Source organism: Nonomuraea maritima (assembly GCF_900100395.1).
In the GTDB taxonomy this organism is placed as follows: domain Bacteria; phylum Actinomycetota; class Actinomycetes; order Streptosporangiales; family Streptosporangiaceae; genus Nonomuraea; species Nonomuraea maritima.
This window is the reverse complement of sequence record NZ_FNFB01000014.1, coordinates 84,911-105,868: the sequence shown is the minus strand read 5'-3', so window position 1 is coordinate 105,868 and position 20,958 is coordinate 84,911. Positions and strand designations below refer to the sequence as shown.

Annotated in this window: 25 protein-coding genes; 10 read left to right on the top strand and 15 right to left on the bottom strand. The window is 70.4% G+C overall.

Annotated elements, in window-relative coordinates; translation table 11 throughout:
- The first annotated feature begins 104 nt into the window (after positions 1-104).
- Positions 105-902, top strand: coding sequence for an ArsR/SmtB family transcription factor (locus BLR04_RS22400; RefSeq protein ID WP_245740414.1), 798 nt, complete (start codon positions 105-107; stop codon positions 900-902).
- A 13-nt stretch (positions 903-915) separates the two neighbouring features.
- Here the strand turns inward: BLR04_RS22400 and BLR04_RS22395 are convergent, their stop codons facing one another.
- Complete coding sequence (locus BLR04_RS22395; RefSeq protein WP_090768655.1) at positions 916-1,278, bottom strand: DsrE family protein; 363 nt, start codon at positions 1,276-1,278, stop codon at positions 916-918.
- Positions 1,279-1,504: 226 nt separating this feature from the next.
- Here BLR04_RS22395 and BLR04_RS22390 point away from each other — a divergent pair, with 226 nt between their 5' ends.
- Positions 1,505-1,993 carry a heme-binding beta-barrel domain-containing protein gene (locus BLR04_RS22390; RefSeq protein WP_090768653.1) on the top strand — a complete coding sequence of 163 codons (489 nt, stop codon included), beginning with the start codon at positions 1,505-1,507 and terminating at the stop codon, positions 1,991-1,993.
- On the top strand, positions 1,990-2,286 hold the full coding sequence (locus tag BLR04_RS22385) for a DUF2470 domain-containing protein (RefSeq protein ID WP_090768651.1): 297 nt from the start codon (positions 1,990-1,992) through the stop codon (positions 2,284-2,286). The genes BLR04_RS22390 and BLR04_RS22385 overlap by 4 nt, the downstream gene beginning before the upstream one ends.
- 402 nt (positions 2,287-2,688) lie before the next feature.
- On the opposite strand, the gene BLR04_RS22380 is transcribed toward BLR04_RS22385, so the two are convergent.
- Entirely contained in the window at positions 2,689-3,855 is a 1,167-nt protein-coding gene (locus BLR04_RS22380) for an alpha-hydroxy-acid oxidizing protein (protein ID WP_090768649.1), read from the bottom strand.
- A 230-nt stretch (positions 3,856-4,085) separates the two neighbouring features.
- On the opposite strand from BLR04_RS22380, the gene BLR04_RS22375 reads away from it, so the two are divergent.
- Both BLR04_RS22375 and ygfZ read left to right on the top strand, forming a co-directional pair.
- Positions 4,086-4,511: a Fur family transcriptional regulator gene (locus BLR04_RS22375; RefSeq protein WP_090768647.1), complete on the top strand. Its 426-nt coding sequence runs from the start codon at positions 4,086-4,088 to the stop codon at positions 4,509-4,511.
- Positions 4,512-4,566: 55 nt separating this feature from the next.
- Positions 4,567-5,505 carry a CAF17-like 4Fe-4S cluster assembly/insertion protein YgfZ gene (gene ygfZ / locus BLR04_RS22370; protein WP_090768644.1) on the top strand — a complete coding sequence of 313 codons (939 nt, stop codon included), beginning with the start codon at positions 4,567-4,569 and terminating at the stop codon, positions 5,503-5,505.
- Between the two features lie 145 nt (positions 5,506-5,650).
- On the opposite strand, the gene dtd is transcribed toward ygfZ, so the two are convergent.
- Positions 5,651-6,076 (bottom strand): D-aminoacyl-tRNA deacylase, encoded by a 426-nt coding sequence (gene dtd, locus BLR04_RS22365; RefSeq protein WP_090768642.1) that lies wholly within the window; start codon positions 6,074-6,076, stop codon positions 5,651-5,653.
- A 71-nt stretch (positions 6,077-6,147) separates the two neighbouring features.
- On the opposite strand from dtd, the gene BLR04_RS22360 reads away from it, so the two are divergent.
- A complete protein-coding gene (locus BLR04_RS22360; protein ID WP_090768640.1) occupies positions 6,148-7,056 on the top strand; it encodes an asparaginase in 909 nt (302 codons plus the stop codon).
- On the opposite strand, the gene BLR04_RS22355 is transcribed toward BLR04_RS22360, so the two are convergent.
- The 4 genes from BLR04_RS22355 to BLR04_RS22340 are packed head-to-tail and all read right to left on the bottom strand — an operon-like array spanning position 7,053 to position 12,158.
- Positions 7,053-8,657, bottom strand: a complete 1,605-nt coding sequence (locus tag BLR04_RS22355; RefSeq protein ID WP_090768638.1) for a DUF2207 domain-containing protein — start codon at positions 8,655-8,657, stop codon at positions 7,053-7,055. The genes BLR04_RS22360 and BLR04_RS22355 overlap by 4 nt on opposite strands.
- 37 nt (positions 8,658-8,694) lie before the next feature.
- Complete coding sequence (locus BLR04_RS22350) at positions 8,695-10,704, bottom strand: tetratricopeptide repeat protein (protein ID WP_090768636.1); 2,010 nt, start codon at positions 10,702-10,704, stop codon at positions 8,695-8,697.
- A gap of 2 nt (positions 10,705-10,706) precedes the next feature.
- Positions 10,707-11,045, bottom strand: coding sequence for a CU044_2847 family protein (locus BLR04_RS22345; protein WP_090768634.1), 339 nt, complete (start codon positions 11,043-11,045; stop codon positions 10,707-10,709).
- Positions 11,046-11,081: 36 nt separating this feature from the next.
- Complete coding sequence (locus BLR04_RS22340; RefSeq protein WP_090768632.1) at positions 11,082-12,158, bottom strand: FAD-dependent monooxygenase; 1,077 nt, start codon at positions 12,156-12,158, stop codon at positions 11,082-11,084.
- 108 nt (positions 12,159-12,266) lie between these two features.
- Here BLR04_RS22340 and BLR04_RS22335 point away from each other — a divergent pair, with 108 nt between their 5' ends.
- Positions 12,267-13,172, top strand: coding sequence for a TetR/AcrR family transcriptional regulator C-terminal domain-containing protein (locus tag BLR04_RS22335; protein WP_090768630.1), 906 nt, complete (start codon positions 12,267-12,269; stop codon positions 13,170-13,172).
- Here the strand turns inward: BLR04_RS22335 and BLR04_RS22330 are convergent.
- The gene (locus tag BLR04_RS22330) at positions 13,169-13,903 is read right to left on the bottom strand and encodes an alanyl-tRNA editing protein (RefSeq protein ID WP_090768629.1); all 735 of its coding nucleotides are present in this window, start codon (positions 13,901-13,903) and stop codon (positions 13,169-13,171) included. The two genes, BLR04_RS22335 and BLR04_RS22330, sit on opposite strands and share 4 nt — an antisense overlap.
- Before the next feature lie 154 nt (positions 13,904-14,057).
- Here BLR04_RS22330 and BLR04_RS22325 point away from each other — a divergent pair, with 154 nt between their 5' ends.
- Positions 14,058-14,615 (top strand): SGNH/GDSL hydrolase family protein, encoded by a 558-nt coding sequence (locus BLR04_RS22325; protein ID WP_176903223.1) that lies wholly within the window; start codon positions 14,058-14,060, stop codon positions 14,613-14,615.
- On the opposite strand, the gene BLR04_RS22320 is transcribed toward BLR04_RS22325, so the two are convergent.
- The 5 genes from BLR04_RS22320 to BLR04_RS22300 all read right to left on the bottom strand — a co-directional run bounded on the left by BLR04_RS22320 (position 14,600) and on the right by BLR04_RS22300 (position 17,329).
- Positions 14,600-14,965 carry a DUF2516 family protein gene (locus BLR04_RS22320; protein WP_090768625.1) on the bottom strand — a complete coding sequence of 122 codons (366 nt, stop codon included), beginning with the start codon at positions 14,963-14,965 and terminating at the stop codon, positions 14,600-14,602. The genes BLR04_RS22325 and BLR04_RS22320 overlap by 16 nt on opposite strands.
- Positions 14,966-15,086: 121 nt before the next feature.
- Positions 15,087-15,515 carry a hypothetical protein gene (locus BLR04_RS22315; RefSeq protein WP_090768622.1) on the bottom strand — a complete coding sequence of 143 codons (429 nt, stop codon included), beginning with the start codon at positions 15,513-15,515 and terminating at the stop codon, positions 15,087-15,089.
- Positions 15,516-15,518: 3 nt separating this feature from the next.
- The gene (locus BLR04_RS22310; protein ID WP_090768620.1) at positions 15,519-16,010 is read right to left on the bottom strand and encodes a helix-turn-helix domain-containing protein; all 492 of its coding nucleotides are present in this window, start codon (positions 16,008-16,010) and stop codon (positions 15,519-15,521) included.
- A 60-nt stretch (positions 16,011-16,070) separates the two neighbouring features.
- Entirely contained in the window at positions 16,071-16,976 is a 906-nt protein-coding gene (locus tag BLR04_RS22305; protein ID WP_090768618.1) for a M56 family metallopeptidase, read from the bottom strand.
- Entirely contained in the window at positions 16,973-17,329 is a 357-nt protein-coding gene (locus tag BLR04_RS22300) for a BlaI/MecI/CopY family transcriptional regulator (RefSeq protein ID WP_090768616.1), read from the bottom strand. Before BLR04_RS22300 ends, BLR04_RS22305 begins: the two co-directional genes overlap by 4 nt.
- Before the next feature lie 98 nt (positions 17,330-17,427).
- Between BLR04_RS22300 and BLR04_RS22295 the strand changes: the two genes are divergently transcribed.
- On the top strand, positions 17,428-17,931 hold the full coding sequence (locus tag BLR04_RS22295) for an O-acetyl-ADP-ribose deacetylase (protein ID WP_090768613.1): 504 nt from the start codon (positions 17,428-17,430) through the stop codon (positions 17,929-17,931).
- Positions 17,932-17,935: 4 nt separating this feature from the next.
- Here BLR04_RS22295 and BLR04_RS22290 read toward each other — a convergent pair whose 3' ends face one another.
- Positions 17,936-18,727, bottom strand: coding sequence for an SAM-dependent methyltransferase (locus BLR04_RS22290; protein ID WP_090768610.1), 792 nt, complete (start codon positions 18,725-18,727; stop codon positions 17,936-17,938).
- Positions 18,720-19,463, bottom strand: coding sequence for an SDR family NAD(P)-dependent oxidoreductase (locus BLR04_RS22285; protein WP_090768607.1), 744 nt, complete (start codon positions 19,461-19,463; stop codon positions 18,720-18,722). Before BLR04_RS22285 ends, BLR04_RS22290 begins: the two co-directional genes overlap by 8 nt.
- 206 nt (positions 19,464-19,669) lie before the next feature.
- On the opposite strand from BLR04_RS22285, the gene mshA reads away from it, so the two are divergent.
- Positions 19,670-20,947 carry a D-inositol-3-phosphate glycosyltransferase gene (mshA, locus tag BLR04_RS22280; RefSeq protein WP_281191596.1) on the top strand — a complete coding sequence of 426 codons (1,278 nt, stop codon included), beginning with the start codon at positions 19,670-19,672 and terminating at the stop codon, positions 20,945-20,947.
- Positions 20,948-20,958: the final 11 nt, after the last annotated feature.

The window sequence follows — 20,958 nt, the reverse complement described above, 5'->3', positions numbered from 1 at the left end:
TCGGCCGGAGCTCGTCCCGTGCGGGCTCCGGCTCTTTTTCTGCTTGACATGCAGCCAATCGGCTGCCTATTTTCTTCATGCAGCCGAACGGTTGCATGTTTGGGATGGCGGTAATGGACGAGGTGTTCAAGGCGCTGGCCGACCCCAGCCGACGCAGGCTGCTCGACAGCCTCAACGCCCGCAACGGGCAGACCCTGCGTGAACTGTGCTCAGGGCTGGAGATGACCCGTCAGTCGGTCAGCAAGCATCTGGCCGTCCTGGAAGAGGCCGGCCTGGTGATAACCGTGCGGCGCGGCCGGGAGAAGCTCCACCACCTCAACGCCATGCCGATCAACGCCATAGCCGAGCGCTGGATCAACCGGTACGACCGCCGGAGAGCCGGCGCCCTGGCCGACCTGAAGACGGCATTGGAGGACGATCACGTGTCCGGCAGCGACTTCGTCTACACGACGTACATCAGGACCACCCCCGAGCGGCTCTGGCAGGCGCTCACCGAACCCGCCTTCACCGAGCGCTACTGGGGGGTCGCCCTCGACTCCGCCTGGACGGTCGGGTCAGCGGTGACCTGGAACATCAGCGGCATCACGATCGAGGACCCCGAACAGGTGGTGCTCGAGTCGGACCCGCCCCGCAGGCTCGCCTACACCTGGCACACCTTCACCCCCGAGTTCGCCAAGGCGATGGACCTCGACCCCGAGGCCAACGCCCGCTGGGCCGAGGAGCCGAGATCGAAGGTCACCTTCGACATCGAGCCCCAGGGCGCCACCGTCAAGCTGACCGTCGTCCACAGCGGCTTCGAGCCCGGCAGCGAGGTCAGAGAACTGATCGGCGGCGGCTGGCCCTCCCTGCTGTCCAGCCTCAAGACCTTCCTGGAGACCGGCGACCCGCTACCCAGCGCGTGAATCCTTCGGCCGGTCAGTAGACCAGGGCCTGGGCGCCGTCCGACGTGATCTCTTCGACGAACGCTGGGGCACCGGCGATGCGGATGCCCTCGATGAGGTCGTCGACCGTGATGTCCCTGCGGGCCGCGCACTGGGTGCACAAGGTCACCCGACCGGCCGCCAGCACGGCGTCGAGCAGGTCGGCCAGGGGAGCAGCGTGCGGCAGGGTGAACTCCTTGGCCCGGCCGGGCAACGCGAACCACGCCGACTCACCGGTCAGCCACAGGGAGACGGGGACCCCGCTCGCGAGCGCGGCGGCCGCGACCGTGAACGCCTGGTTGCAACGCTCGGGGGCATCCGCCCCAGCAGTCACCTTGATCACCAGAGAACGTGCCATATCCGCCACCCTACGCCCCACCCCTCCACCGAAGGGAGAGAGACCACAAGCTCGCCCCGGCACCCACTCCCCGGCTGCCGTCCGGGGGCGGGTGTGCGCACGCGGCGGCACCCCGAGCCCCGGGCCCGCGCTGGAGGGGTCGTGCGCGGGTGGTCGCATTCGGTCCCCGGTTTTCCGCCGGATGGAGGGAGGGCGTAGGTGTGGGGCGGCACTACCCTTGAGGACCATGGAAGAACCTGAGGTGCACCCCGACCTGGAGCAGATCGCGTTCCTGCTGGGGAGGTGGGAAGGCGCCGGCGTCGGCGGCTACCCCACCATCGAGAGCTTCAACTTCGGGCAGGAGATCGAGTTCACCCACAACGGCAAGCCGTTCCTGAGCTACGTGAGCCGCACCTGGCTGCTCGACGACGACGGCAACCGGGTCAAGCCGCTGGCGACGGAGTCGGGCTACTGGCGTTCACTGCCCGACCGGCAGATCGAGGTGGTGCTCTCCCACCCGACCGGCATCGTCGAGATCTACGTCGGCGAGGTCGTCTTCCACAAGATCGAACTGCAGACCGACGTCGTGGCCCGCACCGCCTCGGCCCGGGAGTACGCCGCGGGCCACCGCCTGTACGGCCTGGTCAACGGCAACCTCATGTGGGCGTACGAGATGGCGGCCGGCGGCCGTCCGCTCACCGACCACATGTCGGCGGAGCTGAAGAAGGTGGCATGAGCTCGCCCTTCACACCGCAGGCCGTCGAGGCGATCAAGCGCCACATGAACGACGACCACGCCGACGACGCGCTGATCATCGTCCGCGGTCTGGCCGACCGTCCCGAGGCGTCCACCGCGATGACGAGCGACGTCGACGCCGAGGGCATCGAGTTCACCATCGACGGAGGCGAGCGGGTACGCGTGCCGTGGGGCCGCACCCTCACCGAACGCGCCCAGGCCCGCCAGGCCGTCGTGGACCTCTACCGCGAGGCCTGCGCCCGCCTCGGCCTCCCCGCCAGAGGGGAGCACTAGCACCGCCTCACCGGGCGCTCGAACATCCCCCAGGGGCGGAGCGCCCCTGCTTCTCGCCGGGTGACGCATCGGCGTCCGGGCATGAAGAGGGCCCCGGGCGACGTTCCGCCTGCTGTGCAGGCGGGCCGGATGGACCATGGCCGGGACGATGTCCCGCCCTCCGGCTGCCACGGGGCCCCGGTGGTTGCCTCGGATTCGCTCGTCACGAGACAACAGTCCGCGACTTAGCGGACAACCACCTCGCTAGCCCGACTATGAATCACCATTATTCGGACCACCTCCTTTCCGCGTACCACGAAGCTATGCGGTGCCGCTCGGCAGGGGCAAGTGAATATTGCGGCGCCGTGGATTCAGGACGTGACGGGGACGCCCCCTCGTCGTGGGCGGGCAGACCGCACCAGGTCACGCCCTGCGGATGTCGGCGGCCCGGAGATCGGCGATGCCGGGGTAGCCGTCGATGGCCATGAGGAGATCGAGCTCGGCGAGGACCGAGCGCAGGTAGTGGACGAGCCCGTCGGCGCCGCCGACGGCCAGCGCGTGAGCGTACGGCCTGCCTATCCCCACCGCGGTGGCGCCCAGGGCGACGGCCTTGGCGACGTCTGATCCACTGCGGACCCCGGAGTCGAAGAGTACCGGCAGGTCACCTGCCGCCTCGACGACGTCGGGCAGCAGGTCGAGGGCGGCGAGCCCGCCGTTGGCCTGCCGGCCGCCGTGGTTCGAGCAGTAGATCGCGTCGATGCCGTGGTCGCGCGCCCGCCTGGCGTCGTCGGGGTGGCAGATGCCCTTGAGCGCCATGGGGAGATCCGTGAGGGAGCGCAGCCAGGTGAGGTCCTCCCACCGCAGCGAGTTGCCCCACACGCTGATCCACTCACGCGTGGCCGCTTTCATGTCCTCCTGCGGAGAGCGCTCCAGTCGCCGTAGGAACGTCTCGTCCGTGAAGTAGTTCGCGAGGCAGTGGCCTCGCAGCTGAGGGAAGTTGCCAGTGTTGAGGTCGCGGGGCCGCCACCCCGTCGTCCACGTGTCCAAGGTGACGACGATGGCCTTGAAGCCGGCGTTCTCCGCGCGTTCGACGAGACTGGCCGCCAGGTCGCGATCGCGTGGGGTGTAGAGCTGGAAGAACCCAGGGGTGTCGCCGAAGCGGGCGGCGACTTCCTCCATGGGGTCCATCATCAGGGTCGAGGCGGCCATGGGCACCCCGGTGCGCGCTGCCGCCTCGGCCACGTGGAGATCGCCGTGGAAATCCTGGGCGCAGAGGCCGATCACGCCGATCGGGCACATGAACAGCGGTGTGGGCAGGTCCACTCCGAGCACCGAGATCGACAGGTCGCGCTCGTAGGCCCCGTTGAGCATGCGCGGGACGATCCCCCACGCGTGGAAGGCCGCCACGTTGGCGCGTTGCGTGTGCTCGTCCCCGCAGCCGGCCGCCACATATGACTGCACCCACCACGGCAGGATTTCGGCGGCCTTCTGTTCGAGGGACGCCGCGTCCACCGGATACCTCGGAGGTCTGCCGTCGAGGCCGTCGTTGTAGATGTCCAGCTGGAAATCGCCGTACTGGTACGCAGCCATGATCGAAGTCCCATCACGCCGGCCAGGTGCCGTGCTGGCGATGCGTACGCGAATCATCACCCAGTGCTGTCCATGCTAGACGGGGCGCAAGCGCGGCGGCAAACGCCCAAGCCGTCCTGCTTTCGCGCCGGACGACCCGGATGAGGGCTCTCCACGCTTTCTGGTGCAGTGGGGGGTGCGGTGCCGCTCGGCAGGGGCACGTGAACATCGCAGCGCCGTAGACTCTGGACATGACGGAGACGCAGTGGCATGAAGAACTTCGCGCGAAGGGCTACCGGGTCACTCCGCAGCGTCAGCTCGTCCTCGAGGCGGTCAAGGAGCTGGAGCACGCCACACCCGAGGAGATCTGCGGCAAGGTCCGCGAGACCGCCCGCGGCGTGAACATCTCGACCGTCTACCGCACGCTGGAGCTCCTTGAAGAGCTCGGCATGGTCACCCACACCCACCTCGGTCACGGCGCGCCCACCTACCATCTCGCGGCCGAGGCCGACCACGTCCACCTGGTGTGCCGGGGGTGCGACGAGGTGTTCGAGGTCCGTCCCGAACTGGCCGAGGGGCTGGTGAAGGGGCTCGACGAGGAGATGGGCTTCGTCGCCGACGTCCACCACCTCACGGTCTTCGGCCGGTGCCGCGACTGCCGCCAGGCTGAGGGATGACGCTGAGGGCGTACGCACGCCTGCCCTGCACGCGGGTGAGGATAGCCTGGATGGCATGCGTAGCCCTCTGCTCGATCTCCCCGGCGCCGTCGCGGCGGACGCCCCCGACTCCGACGTAGCGGCGCACTACGGCGACCTGTTCGCCGAGCAGCGCGCCCTCGCCAAGGGGGAGGCGGTCGTCGACCGCAGCAACCGCGAGGTGGTGCGCATCACCGGCGCCGACCGGCTGAAATGGCTCAACGACCTGACGTCGCAGAAGCTCGACACGCTGCGGCCCGGCGAGTGGACAGAAACGCTCGACCTCGACCTCCAGGGCCGCGTGCTGCACCACCTCACGCTGGTCGACGACGGCGAGACCGTGCTGGCCCACGTCGAGCCCGGCACCGCGCAGAGCCTGATCGACTACCTCGACCGCATGCGGTTCATGCTGCGGGTGGAGGTGTCGCGGGCCGACGACCTCGCGGTGCTGTCCACGGCCACCGAAGACTTCCTGGTGCCGCGCGCCGACCTCGCCGACCATCTCGGCAGGCCGCTGGCGGGGCTGTGGGCGTACGAGGCGCTGCGCATCGAGGCGCACCGGCCGCGGCTCGGCTTCGAGACCGATCACAAGACGATTCCGCACGAAGTGGCCTGGATCGGTTCGGCCGTCCACCTCACCAAGGGCTGCTACCGCGGTCAGGAGACCGTGGCACGGGTGCACAACCTGGGTCATCCGCCGCGGCGGCTGGTGTTCCTCCACCTCGACGGCAGCGTCGACACCCTGCCCCGGCACGGCGCCCCGGTGGTCTTCGAGAACCAGGAGGTGGGGGTCGTGGGCTCGGCCGCCCGCCACCACGAACTCGGCCCGATCGCCCTGGCCGTGGTCAAGCGCACGGTGCCGGTCGACGCGCCGCTGCTGGCCGGCGGCGTGGCGGCGTCCCAGGAGGTCGTCGTGCCACCGGACGCCGGCCGCAACGTCTCCATCGACCCCTCCCTCCGTCGCCGCATCCGCTGACCACGACCCTCGCCCGCCCCACCCTCCTTCGTCGAGGGTGAGGGGCGGGCGGGGCTCGTTCGTATGCCGGGTCTGGTCCGTGCGCCCACACTGGGCGGGGATTGCCGGTGCGCCGGTAGGGCCTTGGACGCCGGGTGCCGTGGGGTCAGAGGTCGAGGACCAGGGTGATGGGGCCGTCGTTGAGGAGGGAGACCTTCATGTCGGCGCCGAAGACGCCGGTTTCGACGTGGGCGCCGAGGGCCCTCAGTTCTTCCACGACGGCTTCGACCAGGGGCTCGGCGACTGGGCCTGGCGCGGCGGCCTGCCAGGTGGGGCGGCGGCCCTTGCGGGCGTCGCCGTACAGGGTGAACTGGCTGATCACCAACAGCGGCGCCGACACGTCGGAACAGGACTTCTCGCCGTGCAGGATGCGCAGCCCCCACAGCTTCGCGGCGAGCTTGGCGGCCTCGGCTCGCGTGTCGGTGTGGGTGACCCCCACCAGCACGAGCAGGCCGGGCTCGGTGACGGCCCCGACCGTGCGCCCCTCGACCTCGACGGAGGCCGAACTGACTCGTTGTACGACTGCCCGCATGGCATCTCATTCTGGACCAGGAAAGAGCCTGCGAGGACCGTCCGTAAACTCTTGCCGGAAAGGGGACGCCAATGTCGATGATTGTGGAAGTTGTCCGGTCCGGTTTCGTGGAGTCCGTCCACCATGCTCGTGTGTTGACGGTCGACGCCCAAGGACGCCCGGTGGAGACGAGGGGCGCGGTGCACGTGCCCGCCTCGCCGCGGTCGTCGATGAAGCCGCTGCAGGCTCTCGGCATGCTCCGCAGCGGCCTTGACCTCGAGGACGAGTTGCTGGCGCTGGCCTGCGCCTCCCACTCGGGGGAGCCGTTCCACGTGGACGGCGCGCGCAAGATCCTCGCGGACGCGGGGCTGGACGAGTCGGCGTTGCAGTGCCCGGAGGACTACCCGTACGACCGGTCGGTGACCGATCGGGGCCGGGTCTTCATGAACTGCTCGGGCAAGCACGCCGCCATGCTGGCCACCTGCGTGCTCAACGACTGGCCGACGGAGACGTACCTGGAGCCGTCGCATCCGTTGCAGCGGGCCATCCGCGAGACGGTGGAGGAGCTCACCGGCGAGCGGATCGCGGCCTCCGGGGTCGACGGGTGCGGGGCGCCGCTGTTCTACGTGTCGATGCTGGGGGTGACGAAGGCGTTCCGGGCGTTCCCGCTGTCGGCCGAGGACTCGTACGAGCGCAAGATCTTCGACGCGATGCGCACCTACCCCGAGTGGACGTCGGGCACCACCCGTCCCGAGGCGAAGCTGATGAAGGCGATCCCGGGCCTCATGCTGAAGGCGGGCGCGGAGGCGTTCGAGGCGTTCGCGTTCGAGGACGGGCGCGCGGGAACCGTCAAGATCGAGGACGGCTCGTCGCGCGCCCGCGGCCCCGTCACGGTGGCGGCGCTGCGCTCGCTGGGCCTGGACGCGCCGGAGCTCGACGAGCTGGCCGCCCCGGTGGTGCTGGGCGGCGGACAGCCCGTCGGCGAGGTGCGGGTGCGCTAGAGGGAGCGGAACTGGCGGGTGGCGGAGATGGCGCCCGAGGTCGTCGTGGTGAACGTACGCATCGATCCGGCGAACTTGGACAGGTCCCACTCCGCCGGCCCGTGGTACCAGTAGAGGTTGTCGGCCTGCCGGCCGTTGCCGGTGACCGAGGCGACGACGCGCGACCAGTGCTCGACCCCGTCGAAGATCACCGCGTACGGCAGGTAGCGCGAGAACAGCTCCACCCGGTGCTGTTCCGGCACGTCGCCCAGGTCGCCGGAGAACAGGTACTGGCGGAAGCCGAGCGTATGGGCCAGCGCCGTCGAGCCCTTGGCGGTCTTGGCCGGCATGTACTGGCCGCCGACGGCCAGCGCGCCGCCCGCGATGACGACGGACAACCCGAGCAGCCCGTACGTGGTGAACCAGGCGAGCGCGACGGTGGCCGCAAGCCCGACGCCGATGAGCACGACGCCGATCGTGGTCCACTTGGTGCGCTCGGTGTCGGGACGCCGGGCGAACCAGCCCTGCCGCACGACGTCGGCGTAGAGCGCGTCGCGCACCTTGCCCAGGTGGGTCGCGAACGTGCCGGACAGCTGCGACAGCAGCACCGCGTCCCCGCCCTCGAAGATTGCGTCGTACAGGGCCCGCTCGTACGGCAGCAGCGCGTCGACGGGGGCGTTCTGCGCCTGGACGAGCATCCAGTCGGGCGCGTCGTAGGTCTGGCGGGGCTGCTCGTCGATGCGCAGGTAGCCGCGGACGGCGAGGTCGACGATGGTGGCGGTGACGTCGACGACGTCGGCCTGTTCGTCGACCAGGGTGCCGATCTGGCCGGGCCGCACCCCGTCGGGCGGGGTGAAGTGCCCGTTCTGTACGGGGGCGCCGCCACCGCTGTCGCCCCCCGCCGCCCGGGCGTCGCGCCCGCGCGTCCAGTAGAGCAGGCCGACGCCGCCGAGCATCAGGACGAGCAGCGCCGCCAGCGCGCCGCCGGTGACGGTGTCGAGGGTGAACGCTGCGGCCAGCGAGAACCGCTTCTCGAAGATCGGGCCGCTCTTGGCGGAGCCCTTGGGGTAGCCGACGACGACCGTGAGTGCCTCGCCCTGGGCGATGTCCTCCTGCTCGAAGTCGGCCTGGCTGGCCGAGTGGTCCATCGAGGCGGAGGTGCAGCCGACGGCGGAGGTCAGCTCGCCGGCGAAGCACAACAGGTTCTGCACCTGTCCGGGGCCGTTCACCTGGACGGTGGCCTTGGCGACCGGCTGGTTCCAGCCGTTGACGGCGAACCAGCGCAGCTCCTCGACGCCGTCCGTCGTCGTCACCGCGCCCTTGACGTCGTACTCGACGGTCTTGCCGGTCACGGTGAGCACGTCGCCGGCGAGGGTGCCGCCCTTGACGTTGGCGATCTCGTAGACGCGGTCGGCGGTGTCGCTGTAACGGGTTCTCGTGATGAACGTGCGTTCCAGTCGGCCCGACGCCCCGGTGATCTTCTCGACGACGTGCAGGGTGCCGTCCTTGCCGAGGGTCATCGTCACCTCGTCCGTGATCCCGGCCTGTGCTGAGGCGGGGGAGGCGGTCAACGCCAGGGCGCAGGCCGCTAAGGCGACCACAGTGAGTCGAATACCCCTCATGGCGGCACATGGTATCGGTTCGTACCGATCTGTCTCCTCAGTTCTCTTCCGGCCACGTCGGCGGGTTCGCGCGGGGCTCCACGATGCTGAAGAGCTGCAGGATCGGCGCGAAGACGGTCGTGTTGAGCAGGGCCGCGACCCCGTCGCCGACCAGGTCGAACCGGTGCTGGTAACCGCCCTTGAACGCCTTCTTGAGCGCCCCGGAGGCGATCGGCACCGCGCGGAACATCGACACGCCTCCCTTCGCCGCCGTCGAGGTCGCCAGCCGGCACTGGGTGACCAGGGTGTCGATGTGGTCGTCGCCGAGGATGCGGCGGCGTCCGTCGAGCACCTCGGAGAAGACCGCTGCGGCGTTGCCGAACTGGTTGTCCGAGAGCAGACCCTGCGCGTACCAGTGGCGGGCCTCCAGCAGGACGGGGTGCGCCGCTCCCAGCTGCCGCTCCAGCCCGGCCGCCGCCTCCTGCAGGATCGACAGGCCCGCACTCCTGCGTTTCGCCCAGATGAGGGTACGGCCGTGCATCGCCGCCGCCGCGAGGGTGTGCGGGTTGTCGCGGCCGAGCGCGTCCTTGCGCACCCGGTGAACGTGTTCCATGAGCTCGATGGCCCTGGCCGCGTTCTTGTTCGTCTCGTGGGCCGGGTAGTCGAGGATGATCAGCGCCGTGGCCTGGACCATCATGGCTTCGAGGCACCCCGGGTGCTGGTCGTGGCCGATGGCCCGGTAGCCCTCTACGACCTTCGCGGCCTCCTTCCTCGTCTCCAGGAAGTGGCCGAGCTTGTTGCGGGCCGACATGTGCACGGTGCGGGCGGCGAGCACGTCGAGCGGGTCGGCCGCCGGCGTCCAGCGTTCGAGCGCCTCCTCGGTGAGGCCTTGCGCGGCCCTCAGCTCGCCGGCGTCGTGCAGGACGCGGGCCCGGTCGGTGGCGACGCGCAGCCGTACGCGGTCGTCGCCGTGCTCGCGGAAGTAGTCGAGGGTGCGCCGCGTCAGGCTCAGGGCCTGCGGGTAGTCGCCGAGGCGGGCCAGCACCATCGCGAAGCGGTGCAGCAGGAGCAGGTATTCGGCCCCGTACGCGGTCTCCGATCCCTCGTAGCGGCGCAGCACCTCCTCGCACTTCTCCCTGGCCTCGTCGAACCGGCCGAGGTTCTCCAGGCTCTCGGCCAGTTCGCTCTGGGCACGCAGGATCTCGGCCGTGTCGAGGTGTTCGCGGATCCACTGCCGCAGCTCGCTTCGCGCGGACGCCGGGGTGAGCGTCCTGACGAGCTCGTACAGGAAGCGGCGCAGCCGATCGTCCCCGGACAGGTGCTCGGCGACGTGCCGGATCGCGTCCCACACGGAGCGGAAGTCGGGGTGGGCACCGCTGCCGGGGAAGACCCGGAGCACCAGCTCGCGCAGGTCCGTGCCGCTGCGGGCCGCCGCCACGATCCCGCGCAGTTCGCGCCGCTCGGCCTGCGGCAGCCACGGCAGGTCGAGGACGTCGTCGAGCTCCTCCCAGTGCCGGCGGACGGACCACATGGGCAGCATCCGGCCGGTGAGCCTCGTCCGGTCGATCGCGTGGTCGGTGAACATGCCGATCACGTCGCCGGTCTCGTCGCCGTAGACGGCGGCGCCGCTGAACCCCTTGTCGGGGATCTCGGCGTGCGCGGTGGCGGAGCGGACGTGCTGCCACTCGCCGAACCGGTCGGTCGAGCTGAGCACGAGCTCCAGCGGGACGCCCACGGGGTCGTCCCGTCGGGGGAACCCATGGGCCACGTAGCCGTCCCTGGGGCCCGTCCGGGTCACGAGCCTGGCCGGACGGATGTCGACGGCGCGGGCGAGCCTCAGCACGGCGACGTCGCCGGGATCTCCCTGCCGCCGCCACGGCCCTGTCATGTGGACGGTCGCGCGCAGCCCGAGCAGGTCGCTTCTGCCGGCCTGCGGGAAGGACACGGACAACTCCGGCACGTCCTTCACCACGTGGGCGCAGGTGAGCACCAGGTCGGGCGTGACCAGGAACCCGGCTCCCAGAGTGCCTTTCGGCCCGTCGACCCGGGCGCGCCACGCGCCGTTCATGCTCAGCCGCTCCGGTCGGGGGCCTGCCAGCGGAGCCTGACGACGAGCTGACCCTCGGCCTTGGCCTTGGCGATCACGGCCCCGGCCTCGGACGCGAGCTTCACCCCGAATTCGATCTCGACCTCGTCGGGCCCGACCGGCAGCTCACGGAAGGTCTTCAGCGCCGCCGTGGCGACGCCCCGCAGATGGCCGAGCGCCTCCTCCATCCGCAGCTTGGCCTCGTGGACGGTGTCGGCGCCGACCCCGGCCGACGCCCAGCCGCCCCTTGCCACGTCCTCGGAGGCGGTTTCCACCAGTACGGTGCCGCCGTCCTCGAGTTCCCACCGCACAAGCTGGTCCACACCACGAATCTACCTATCGATCACCGGGTCGTGGGGTCAGTCGAGGGAGATCGCGTTCGCCGCTCGCTCGATGCTCTCCGGCGCCGCGGGCTGACCCGGGTTCTCGAAGGCGAGCGCCTGGTTCGCCGTGACGAACGGGCGCATGCGCTCCTCGTAGCGGCCGTACGCGGCCTCCGGGTCGCGTCCCAGCTCCTGCGCCAGCACGTACGCGCCCACCATGGCGAGGCTCGTGCCCTGGCCCGACAGCGGCGAGGCGCAGTAGCCCGCGTCGCCCACCAGCGCGACCCGGCCCTTGGTCCAGTTCTCCATGCGCACCTGGGCCATGGAGTCGAAGAAGAAGTCGTCGGCCCGCCACATGGCCTCCAGCAGCCGGGGCCCTTCGTACACCGCCTTGCAGCGCTCCTCGACGAGCCGCTTCTGCTGGTCGACGTCGCGGTGGTCGTACGCGATCGGGTCGGAGCGGAACCCCAGGTTGACGCGCATGACGCTGCGGTCGCGGTCGCTGAAGACGGCTCCGCCCGCCTCGCCCTCGTTGAACCAGGTCTGCCAGTGGTCGATGCCGACGAAGTTGGGGGCGGTGAAGATCGAGACGTACGTGCCGAGATGGTGGATGAACTGGTCCTCGTCGCCGAAGGTCAGCCGCCGAACGACGGAGTGCAGGCCGTCGGCGCCCACGATGCGGTCGTAGCTCTCCTGCCGTCCGCTCTCGAACGTCACGTGCCCGTCCTCCGTCAGCGTGGCGATCGAGTCGCCGTAGAGGTACGTGGCGTCCGAGACCTCGGTCAGGACGGCGGTGAGGTCGTCGCGCATGATCTCGACGTCGGGGCTGTCGAAGCTGCCGCCGCTGATCGTGGCCTCCTCGTTGCGCATGATCTCGTTGCCGGCGGTGTCGACCATGGACATGCCGCGCATGGTCGTCCGCAGCTCTTTGATCCGGTCGAGGACGCCCATCTCGGAGGCCACGGCGAGCGCGGCGCCCCTGACGTCGACGGCCTGGCCGCCGCCGCGCCGGCCGGGGGCCCGTTCGACGACGGTCACGTCGTGTCCGTCCCGACGCAGCCAGTGGGCCAGGGTGACGCCGCCGACGCCCGCTCCGGAGACCAGAACCCTCATGTCGCGCTCCTTGCTTGTTGACGTTGTACGCAGAACTGAATGTACGCAGTACATACAGCAGGCGACAAGGGTAGGATGACAAGATCTGTACTAGTACAGGAGGTTCGGTTGAGCACCCCGCCCTATGCCCGCATCGTGGCCGACATCAAGCGACGGGTGGCCGACGGCCGGCTGCGTCCGGGGGAGCGGGTGCCGTCCACCCGCCAGCTCGCCCGTGACTGGGACGTCGCCCTGGCGACCGCCACCAAGGCCCTCGCCGTCCTGGCCCGCGAGGGCGTCGTGGTCGCCGAGCCCCGCGTCGGCACGGTGGTCGCCGAGCGCGCCGCAACGCCGCGCAAGGGGCAGCCGGCGCGCGGCGACGAGCGGGTACGCGAACGCATCGTGCGCGCCGCCATCGAGATCGCCGACGCCGAAGGGCTCGCCGAGCTCACCATGCGCCGCGTCGCCGACCGGCTGGGCATGGCGACCATGTCCCTCTACCGCCACGTCGGCGGCAAGGACGAACTGCTCCTGTTCATGGTCGATGCGGCGCTCGACGAGTTCCCGCTGCCGCGGGAACGTCCGGACGGCTGGCGGACCGTTCTCGAGACGTCCGCTCGCGTGCTGTGGGCCGCCCACCGCGAGCACCCCTGGATGCCCGGGGTCACCTCACTGCACCGCCCGCTGCCCTCGACCGCGCTGCTGAGGCACTCGGAGTGGATGATGTCCGCCCTGGCCGGCACCCGGCTCGACGCCACGGCCAAGATGCACGTCAACATCCTGACCTACAGCTACGTGCTGGCCATCGCCGCCAACATCGAGCAGGAACGCCAGGCCAGAGCCGCCACCGGCATCACGGACGAGGAATGGATGCAGGCCCAGCAGGGGCGGCTGCAGCAGATCAGCGAGTCGGGCGACAGCCCCGCCTTCGCCGCGTTCCTGCACGAACTCGGCGACTTCGACCTCGACCTTGACCGGCTCTTCGAGTTCGGCCTCGGCCGCCTGCTCGACGGCCTGGCCCGGTTGATCGACTAGTCGGAGATCTGGATGCGCAGGCGGCGGAAACCCTTGCCCTTGCTCTCGACCTTGGCCACCTTGATGTGGCCGATCTGCTTGGTCGAGGCCACGTGGGTGCCGCCGTCGGCCTGGGTGTCGAGGCCGACGATGTCGACGATCCGGACGTCCTGCACGGTCTCGGGCACGAGGTTGGTGGCCGTACGGATGATGTCGGGGATGGCGAACGCCTCGGTGCGCGGCAGCACGCGCACGTCGATGCGCCGGTCGGCGGCGATCTCGGCGTTGCAGGCGTCCTCGACGGCCTCCTTGAACCCGGGCGGCACCTCGGGCAGGTTGAAGTCCATGCGGGCGCTCATCTCGTCCATGTTGCCGCCGGTGACGAGGCAGCCGTAGTCGCGGAACACCACCCCGCACAGCACGTGCAGGCCCGAGTGCGTACGCATGAGGGCCGAGCGCCGGGCGTCGGCCACCGCGCCCCGCACCACGGTGCCGACCGGCGGCACCGGGTCGCCCTCGGCCGGGATCAGCTGGAGGTCGTCGCCCTTGCGCACGCCCGCGATGCGGGTCTCGACGCCCTGCCAGATCAACACGCCCTGATCGGCCGGCTGGCCGCCTCCGCCCGGGTAGAATGCCGACCTGCTCAGCACGATCCCTTCGGGCGACGCGTCCAGTACGACGGCCTCGAAGTCGCGCAGGCTCTGGTCGGACAGTTCCAGTCGCTGGGTGCGCCCGTGGAGGTCGTAGGTCATATCGGCAGCCTAGTGCCCCGAGGTGGTCATGCGTGGCTGGAGGATAGGTCCGCGAATCCCACCGGCTGCCACACTTTTCGGGATATTTCTCGTTTTGTCGGCATGCGCCGCGAATGGTGTCCCGCGGGACGCGCCCCCGGCCGCGCGGGTGGTCATGTTCCTCGGCGACAGCTTCACCGTCGGTTCTGGGCCGGTGCCGCCGTGGGAGACGTACGCGTCGGAGACGGCCCGCCTGATGGGCGGCCAGCCGATCATCGCGGGCGCGAGCGGCACCGGCTACCTCAGCGAGGGCCGGGTCGGCCGGACGTTCCAGCGCTCGTTCGAGGTGGAACTCGCCTGGCGTCCCGCACCCGACCTGCTGGTCATCGCGGGCGGCCACAACGATCGGCGCTGGAGCGCCGTCAAGGTGCGCAAGGCCGCCGACCGGCTGCTCGCCGAGGTGCGCGGCCACTGGCCCGGCACCGACGTGGTGGTGGTCGGCCCCCTGTGGATGGGCGAGCCGCCGAAGAAGGCGTACGAGGTGCGTGACGTGCTCGCGAAGGCGGCACGTGACGGGGGCGTGGCGTTCGTCGACCCGATGGCGCGGCGCTGGCCGCTGGAGGTCGCGCTGCCCGACGGCGTGCACCCCACCCACACCGGCCACGAGCGGATCGCCGCGTGGCTGGCGGGTGAGCTGGGCCGCAGACCCTCAGCCGGTCACCAGGGGCCGTAGGGGCCGCTGTTGCCCCGGCCGCCCATGCCCTTCACCGCGGGCTTGACGTCGACGACGTAGACCGTGGCGGCGATGACGGCCAGGATCGAGAAGAGGCCGAGGCCGATGCCGATGAACGCCTGGCTACCGACGAGGATGAACGCGTTGAGGTAGTTCCATGCGCCCGCCCCGGAGAACAGCGTGGCCAGGGCCAGGATCAGCAGCCAGAGGTTCTTCTGGAGCTTGCCCGCGGCGACGAACGATGACGTCGGCACCCTGAGCGCGTGGACCAGCGCGTACACCGACATGCCGAAGATGCCGACGGCCAGCACCAGGAACAGGAGGTTGAAGACGCCGTTGATGAGATTCATGTTGTTGGCTCCGCCCAACGCCGCGATGAAGTCGCATTCAGCCTAACGGGCCGCCCCGACAGGCGGGCACCCTCGAACGGCAGGACCCGCCTCCCTGACGGGAGACGGGCCCGTTGCGCGCTCAGGCCTTGGTGGTCTTGGTGGCGCGGGGCTTCCGCGGCGCGATGGGCTTGGAGATGGGCTTGGCGACGGCCGGCTCGGCGGCCTCCGACACCTCCTGCAGCTCCAGCGCGGCCTCGCCGCCGGCCTTGCTCACGACCCTGCGGCCACGCGAGGCGAAGTCCTCGTAGACCTCGTTGGCGCGGACGGTGAGCTGGTCGGCGTACTCGCGGGCCCTGTCGGGGAACTCGCGGGCGATGCCCTCGGCCTTGTCGGCGTACTCGCGGGCCTTGACCGGCAGTTCCTTGGCCAGGTCGTAGCGGCGGGCCTGGAGCTTCGCCAGCTGATCGGGCAGCTCGCGCAGCTTCTCGACCGCGTAGTCGCCGGCGCCGGCGACGGCGTAGAACGGCTTGGATTCGGTGAGCTTCTTGACCTCGGTGGCCAGCGTCATGGGTTAACCTTCCTTGGTTTCCTGGGTGACGTCGCCGTTGCCTGAGGGCGCCGCATAGGGCTCAAGAGCGGCGCGATACTCCTCCGGCAGCGGTTCGTCGTCCGGATCGGAGTCGTGCCGGGGACGAGCGTTCTGGGAGGTCTGCTCGTCTTCGGCGCGCTTCTCCTTGCGGAACGACTCATAGATGTCGATCAGCACCTGACGTTGCCGCTCGCTCAGAAGTGCGTCGGCTCTGATCGCGGTGATCACGTCGCTCGGCGGCTCGCGGTCCTCGATGAGGCCCGCCTGCACGTAGAGCACCTGCGACGAGATCCGCAGACCCTTGGCGATCTGGTTGAGGATCTCGGCGCTCGGCTTGCGCAGGCCGCGCTCGATCTGGCTGAGGTAGGGGTTCGAGACCCCCGCAGCCTCCGCGAGCTGGCGCAGCGAGATCTTCGCCTGCTGCCGCTGCTCGCGGATGTATTCACCGATCGAGCCGACTTTGGGTAGTGCCATGGCCCCAGTCTGCCTCGCGGTGCTTGCAATTGCAAACACGGTGGTTAACCGTGGCAAGCATCAAAGCTGAATGACCCAGAGAAATGGGGTAGCCGTGACCAAGGCGATGGCGAGCACCATAAAGCCGTAACGCGTCGGAATGTCCAGTTCCGGCAGCGGTTCGATCAGCCGCTCGACCCTGGCCATGACGTGGTGGGCGTGCACGCCCAGGGTGCCGTTCGGGTTCGGCATCGCGCCCGCCGTACCGAAGCGAAGCAGGGCGGTGGCCAGGCGGCGGGGAGAGCAGTAGCGGCGGGCACGGTCGTCAGCGGCCATCTCGATCAGCAGCTCGACCTGCGCCTGCGCCTCGGCGACCACCTTCGACCAGGGCATCGCCCGGCGCAGCGCGGTGAACGGCAGCAGCACCAGGTCGTGCCGCTCGCGGACGTGCGCCGCCTCGTGCGCCAGCACGGCCTTGAGCTCGCCCTCCGACAGCAGCTTGAGCGCGCCCTCGCTCACCACGACCTGCGAGCGCAGCCCCGGCACGCAGTAGGCGGCCGCGCCCGGATGGGCCAGCACGCGCACGCCAGGGACGCCGGGGTCGTCGTGGGCGATCAGGCGGAGCAGGATGCGGTGCCGGCGTCGCGCGCGCAGCGTCTGCACGCCGGCGGTGAGCAGCACCGCGATCAGCACGGTCAGCGCGGTGAGCCCCGCGATCAGGGCCAGCACGTGCAGCGCGTCCCACTCGTGCGCGGGCGCCTCGCCGCTGCCGAACTCGATGAGCCCGTGCAGCACGCCGGTGCCGTACGGCTGGACGGCGTAGGCGAGCATGGCGCCGGTGGTGGCGAGGCCCCAGGAGACCCCGAGGGACTGCCAGAGGATGATGGCCAGCCGGGGAGCGCGTGAGGTCCAGCGGGCCGTGGTGAAACGCCAGGAGCCGACTGCGCACGCGGTGGCGAGCGCTGCCAGCACCGCTGCCGTGATCACTCGTCCTCCAGCTCCGTAAGGGCTCTGCGCAGGATCTCCGCCTCAGGGCCGGACACGGCCTGGGCGAAGCGGGTCAGGGCGGCCGAACGGTCGCCCGTCATGTCCAGGGCCTCCAGCATAAGCTCGGCGATGTACGCGTCGCGGCTTTCCGCCGGTTCGTACCGCCATGCGCGGCCATCACGGGTGCGCTGGAGGAAGCCCTTACGGGTGAGGCGATCGAGGACGGTCATGACCGTGGTGGGGGCAAGGTCGCGGTCGGCGATGAGTTTGCCGACCTCGCGGGCGGTCAACGGGGTGTGCTCCGCCCAGAGGATGTCCATGATGCTGCGTTCAAGCTCGCCGAGACCCTTCACGCTCTTCAGACTAGCTCTACAACGTGTCGAGCTGGCATTCGGGGCGCACACCACATTGTGCTTGCCAACCGGCGGCCCCCGCTGACACGGTCGGTGGAATGCAGATCACGCTGGTACACGGCGACATCACCGAACAGTCCGTCGATGCCGTCGTCAACGCCGCCAACTCCTCGCTGCTCGGCGGAGGAGGCGTCGACGGCGCGATCCACCGCCGCGGCGGTCCCGAGATCCTGGCCGAGTGCCGGCTGCTGCGCGCCTCCCGCTACGGCAAGGGACTGCCGACCGGTGAGGCCGTCGCCACGACGGCCGGGCGGCTCCCGGCCCGGTGGGTGATCCACACGGTCGGGCCGGTCCACTCGCGGACCGAGGACCGCTCGGGTCTGCTGGCGTCGTGCTACCGCGCGTCGCTGCGGGTGGCCGACGAGCTCGGCGCGCGGTCGGTGGCGTTCCCCGCGGTCTCGACCGGCGTGTACGGCTGGCCGATGGACGACGCCGCCAGGATCTCCCTGGAGACGGTGCGCCAGGCCGACACGGCCGTGGAGGACATCCGGTTCGTCCTGTTCGACTCGGCGGCGTACGCGGTGTTCGAAGCGCGCCTGTGAAGATCTACCGGGGGCCCACGGCCGACCAGGGCAGGGTGAGCTCACCGAGCCGCCACCTGGCCGGGCCGCCCAGCGGCGGGCGCGCCGACACGGGCCACGTCAGCGCCAGGAACCGCACCGCGGCCAGCCACCGCTGCCGCCGCCCGTGCACGCCGTACGGAGCGCTGACCGCCCAGGCGTGGTCGAAGTCGCTCAGGAACGCATGGATGCGCTCACCCGGCACGTTCCGGTGGATCAGGGTCTTCGGCAGCCGGTCGGCCAGGTCGGAAGGCCGTTCGAAGGCGTCGAAGCGGGCCGCGAAGGTGATCGTCCGCGGCCCCTCGGGTGACAGGCCCACCCAGACCGCCCGCCGGCCGTTCTCCGACGAGGTGCCCTCGACCAGCACTCCGCCGGGCGCCAGCTTGCCGGTGAGCACGTCCCAGTAGTGCCACGCCTCGGACTCGCCGTACTGGCGCAGCACGTTGAAGGCCCGCACCAGCGTCGGCGGGCGCGGGACGGGCAGTTCGAACCCGCCGAGCCGGAAACTCAGCCCCTCGCGTTCGTACGGCTTGGCCACCGCGACCCTGACCGGGTCGATCTCGACGCCGACCACCTCGACGGCGGGCGCCACCCGGCGCAGCCGGTCGAACAGTTCCAGCGTCGTGGTGGGCGAGGCGCCGTAGCCGAGGTCCACCACAAGGGGGCGCGGTGTGGCGCGCAGCAGTCGCCCGTGCACGGCCGCGACCCAGCGGTCGCTGCGCCGCAGCCGGTTGTGCCCGGTCGTGCCCCGCGTGACGGCCCCGACCGGTCTAGTCACGTACGCGGTGCACCTTGTGCTGCGCGGCCTGTGCCCTGGGGCGGATGACCATGCGGTCGATGTTGACGTGGGCGGGCCGCGTCACGGCCCAGGCGATGGCGTCGGCCACGTCGTCGGAGGTGAGCGGGCCAGGCACGCCTTCGTACACCTGCGCCGCCCGCTCCGCGTCGCCGCGGAACCGGGTCACCGCGAACCCCTCGGTCTGCACCATGCCGGGCGCGATCTCGACCACCCGGACCGGCTGCCCGACGAGCTCGAGCCGGAGCGTCTCGGCCATCGTGCGCTGGGCGTGCTTGGCGGCGACGTAGCCGCCCCCGCCCTCGTACGCGGTGTGGCCCGCCGTCGAGGTGAGCATGACGAGGACGCCGTCGCCGGACTCGACGAGCGCGGGCATGAGCGCCCTGGTCATGCGCAGCGAGCCGAGCACGTTCGTGTCGTACATCCGCTGCCACTCGTCGACGTCGCTCCCGGCCACCGGGTCGGAGCCGAGCGCGCCGCCGGCGTTGTTGACCAGCACGTCGCAGCGTTCGAGGGAGGCGGCGAGCGCGTCCACCGACTCCTGCGAGGTGACGTCGAGCGTCACGGGCCTGATCGAGGGCGACTCCGCGGCCAGCTTCTCGAGCCGGTCGCGGCGCCGGGCGCCCGCCACGACGTCGTACCCCTCGGCCGCGAGCCGCCGCGCGGTCGCCTCCCCGATCCCGCTGCTCGCACCTGTTACCACAGCCGTCTTCCGCATGCGCCCATCCTGCCAGCCCGTGACGGCAACGTTTAATTTCCCCTTACGCATGGCGGAAATATAGACAATAGGATCGGCCCGCGTTTTCAGCCTCCCTCTTCTCGGTTCGCGAGGGGGAGCGTTCTGTTCCTCTTGTCACATGAGGGGATGTTTCGGGAATTTCGAAATATTTGGGGTGGTTAACAACTTTCCGGAGGTGGTGTCTAGTGAGGCGACGTCCGGTCAGGCGGGTCGCGACCATCAGCATGCACACATCGCCGCTCGATCAGCCAGGAACGGGCGACGCGGGTGGCATGAACGTGTACATCGTGGAGTCGGCCAAGCGGCTGGCCCAGCTCGGCGTGGAGGTGGAGATCTTCACCCGGGCGACCGCGCGTGACCTGCCTCCCGTGGCCGAGCTCGCCCCTGGCGTGCTCGTCCGTCACCTCACCGCCGGTCCGTACGAGGAACTGGACCGCAGGGAGCTGCCCGCGCAGCTGTGCGCGTTCGTGTCGGGGGTGCTGCGCACCGAGGCCATGTACGACCCCGGCCGCTACGACCTCATCCACTCCCACTACTGGCTGTCCGGGCAGGTCGGCTGGCTGGCCAAGGAACGCTGGGGCGTCCCGCTCGTGCACACCATGCACACCATGGCCAAGGTCAAGAACCTGCTCCTCGCCCGCGGCGACAAGCCGGAGCCCCAGGCCCGCGTGATCGGCGAGGAACAGGTCGTCTCGGTCGCCGACCGCCTCGTCGCCAACACCGCCGCCGAGGCCAGTGAGCTGATGGACCTGTACTGCGCCGACGAGAGCCGCGTCGCCGTCGTGAACCCCGGCGTCAACCTCAGCGTCTTCCGTCCCGGATCGCAGCAGGTCGCCCGCCATCGGCTCGGGCTGCCCCCGGACGCGTTCGTGCTGCTGTTCGTCGGCCGCATCCAGCCGCTCAAGGCCCCCGACGTGCTGCTGCGCGCCGCCGCCAGGATGGTCGCCGACGATCCGTCCCTGCGCGAGCGGCTCGTGGTCGTCTGCGTGGGCGGACCCTCGGGCAACGGCCTCGCCAGGCCCTCGCTGCTCACCGACCTCGCCGCCGAACTCGGCATCTCCGACCTCGTACGGCTCGTCCCTCCGGCTCCCCAGGCGGAGCTGGCCGACTGGTACCGGGCCGCGTGCGTCACCGTCGTCCCGTCGCACAACGAGTCGTTCGGGCTCGTCGCGCTGGAGTCGCAGGCGTGCGGCACCCCCGTGATCGCCGCCGCGGTGGGCGGCCTGCGCACCGCCGTACGCGACGGTGTGTCCGGAGTGCTCGTGGACGGACACGACCCCGTCGAATGGGCCCGCGTGCTGCGGGGCTTCGTCACTGCGCCGTGGCGGCGCGAGGAGCTCTCGCGCAGCGCCCGCGGCCACGCGGCCGCCTTCGGCTGGCAGGCCACCGCCGCACGCCTCATGGACGTGTACGCAGGAGCCGTCGCCAATCTCCGCAAGGCGCCGCTCGCGGCCAATGTGTGAGCGGCGCGCGT

Excerpts from the sequence above, each read along its gene's own strand:
- BLR04_RS22400 (WP_245740414.1), top strand. The coding sequence starts at position 105 with ATGGCGGTAATGGACGAGGTGTTCAAGGCGCTGGCCGACCCCAGCCGA.
- BLR04_RS22395 (WP_090768655.1), bottom strand. The coding sequence starts at position 1,278 with ATGGCACGTTCTCTGGTGATCAAGGTGACTGCTGGGGCGGATGCCCCC.
- BLR04_RS22390 (WP_090768653.1), top strand. The coding sequence starts at position 1,505 with ATGGAAGAACCTGAGGTGCACCCCGACCTGGAGCAGATCGCGTTCCTG.
- BLR04_RS22385 (WP_090768651.1), top strand. The coding sequence starts at position 1,990 with ATGAGCTCGCCCTTCACACCGCAGGCCGTCGAGGCGATCAAGCGCCAC.
- BLR04_RS22380 (WP_090768649.1), bottom strand. The coding sequence starts at position 3,855 with ATGGCTGCGTACCAGTACGGCGATTTCCAGCTGGACATCTACAACGAC.
- BLR04_RS22375 (WP_090768647.1), top strand. The coding sequence starts at position 4,086 with ATGACGGAGACGCAGTGGCATGAAGAACTTCGCGCGAAGGGCTACCGG.
- ygfZ (WP_090768644.1), top strand. The coding sequence starts at position 4,567 with ATGCGTAGCCCTCTGCTCGATCTCCCCGGCGCCGTCGCGGCGGACGCC.
- dtd (WP_090768642.1), bottom strand. The coding sequence starts at position 6,076 with ATGCGGGCAGTCGTACAACGAGTCAGTTCGGCCTCCGTCGAGGTCGAG.
- BLR04_RS22360 (WP_090768640.1), top strand. The coding sequence starts at position 6,148 with ATGTCGATGATTGTGGAAGTTGTCCGGTCCGGTTTCGTGGAGTCCGTC.
- BLR04_RS22355 (WP_090768638.1), bottom strand. The coding sequence starts at position 8,657 with ATGAGGGGTATTCGACTCACTGTGGTCGCCTTAGCGGCCTGCGCCCTG.
- BLR04_RS22350 (WP_090768636.1), bottom strand. The coding sequence starts at position 10,704 with ATGAACGGCGCGTGGCGCGCCCGGGTCGACGGGCCGAAAGGCACTCTG.
- BLR04_RS22340 (WP_090768632.1), bottom strand. The coding sequence starts at position 12,158 with ATGAGGGTTCTGGTCTCCGGAGCGGGCGTCGGCGGCGTCACCCTGGCC.
- BLR04_RS22330 (WP_090768629.1), bottom strand. The coding sequence starts at position 13,903 with ATGACCTACGACCTCCACGGGCGCACCCAGCGACTGGAACTGTCCGAC.
- BLR04_RS22325 (WP_176903223.1), top strand. The coding sequence starts at position 14,058 with ATGTTCCTCGGCGACAGCTTCACCGTCGGTTCTGGGCCGGTGCCGCCG.
- BLR04_RS22320 (WP_090768625.1), bottom strand. The coding sequence starts at position 14,965 with ATGAATCTCATCAACGGCGTCTTCAACCTCCTGTTCCTGGTGCTGGCC.
- BLR04_RS22315 (WP_090768622.1), bottom strand. The coding sequence starts at position 15,515 with ATGACGCTGGCCACCGAGGTCAAGAAGCTCACCGAATCCAAGCCGTTC.
- BLR04_RS22310 (WP_090768620.1), bottom strand. The coding sequence starts at position 16,010 with ATGGCACTACCCAAAGTCGGCTCGATCGGTGAATACATCCGCGAGCAG.
- BLR04_RS22295 (WP_090768613.1), top strand. The coding sequence starts at position 17,428 with ATGCAGATCACGCTGGTACACGGCGACATCACCGAACAGTCCGTCGAT.
- BLR04_RS22285 (WP_090768607.1), bottom strand. The coding sequence starts at position 19,463 with ATGCGGAAGACGGCTGTGGTAACAGGTGCGAGCAGCGGGATCGGGGAG.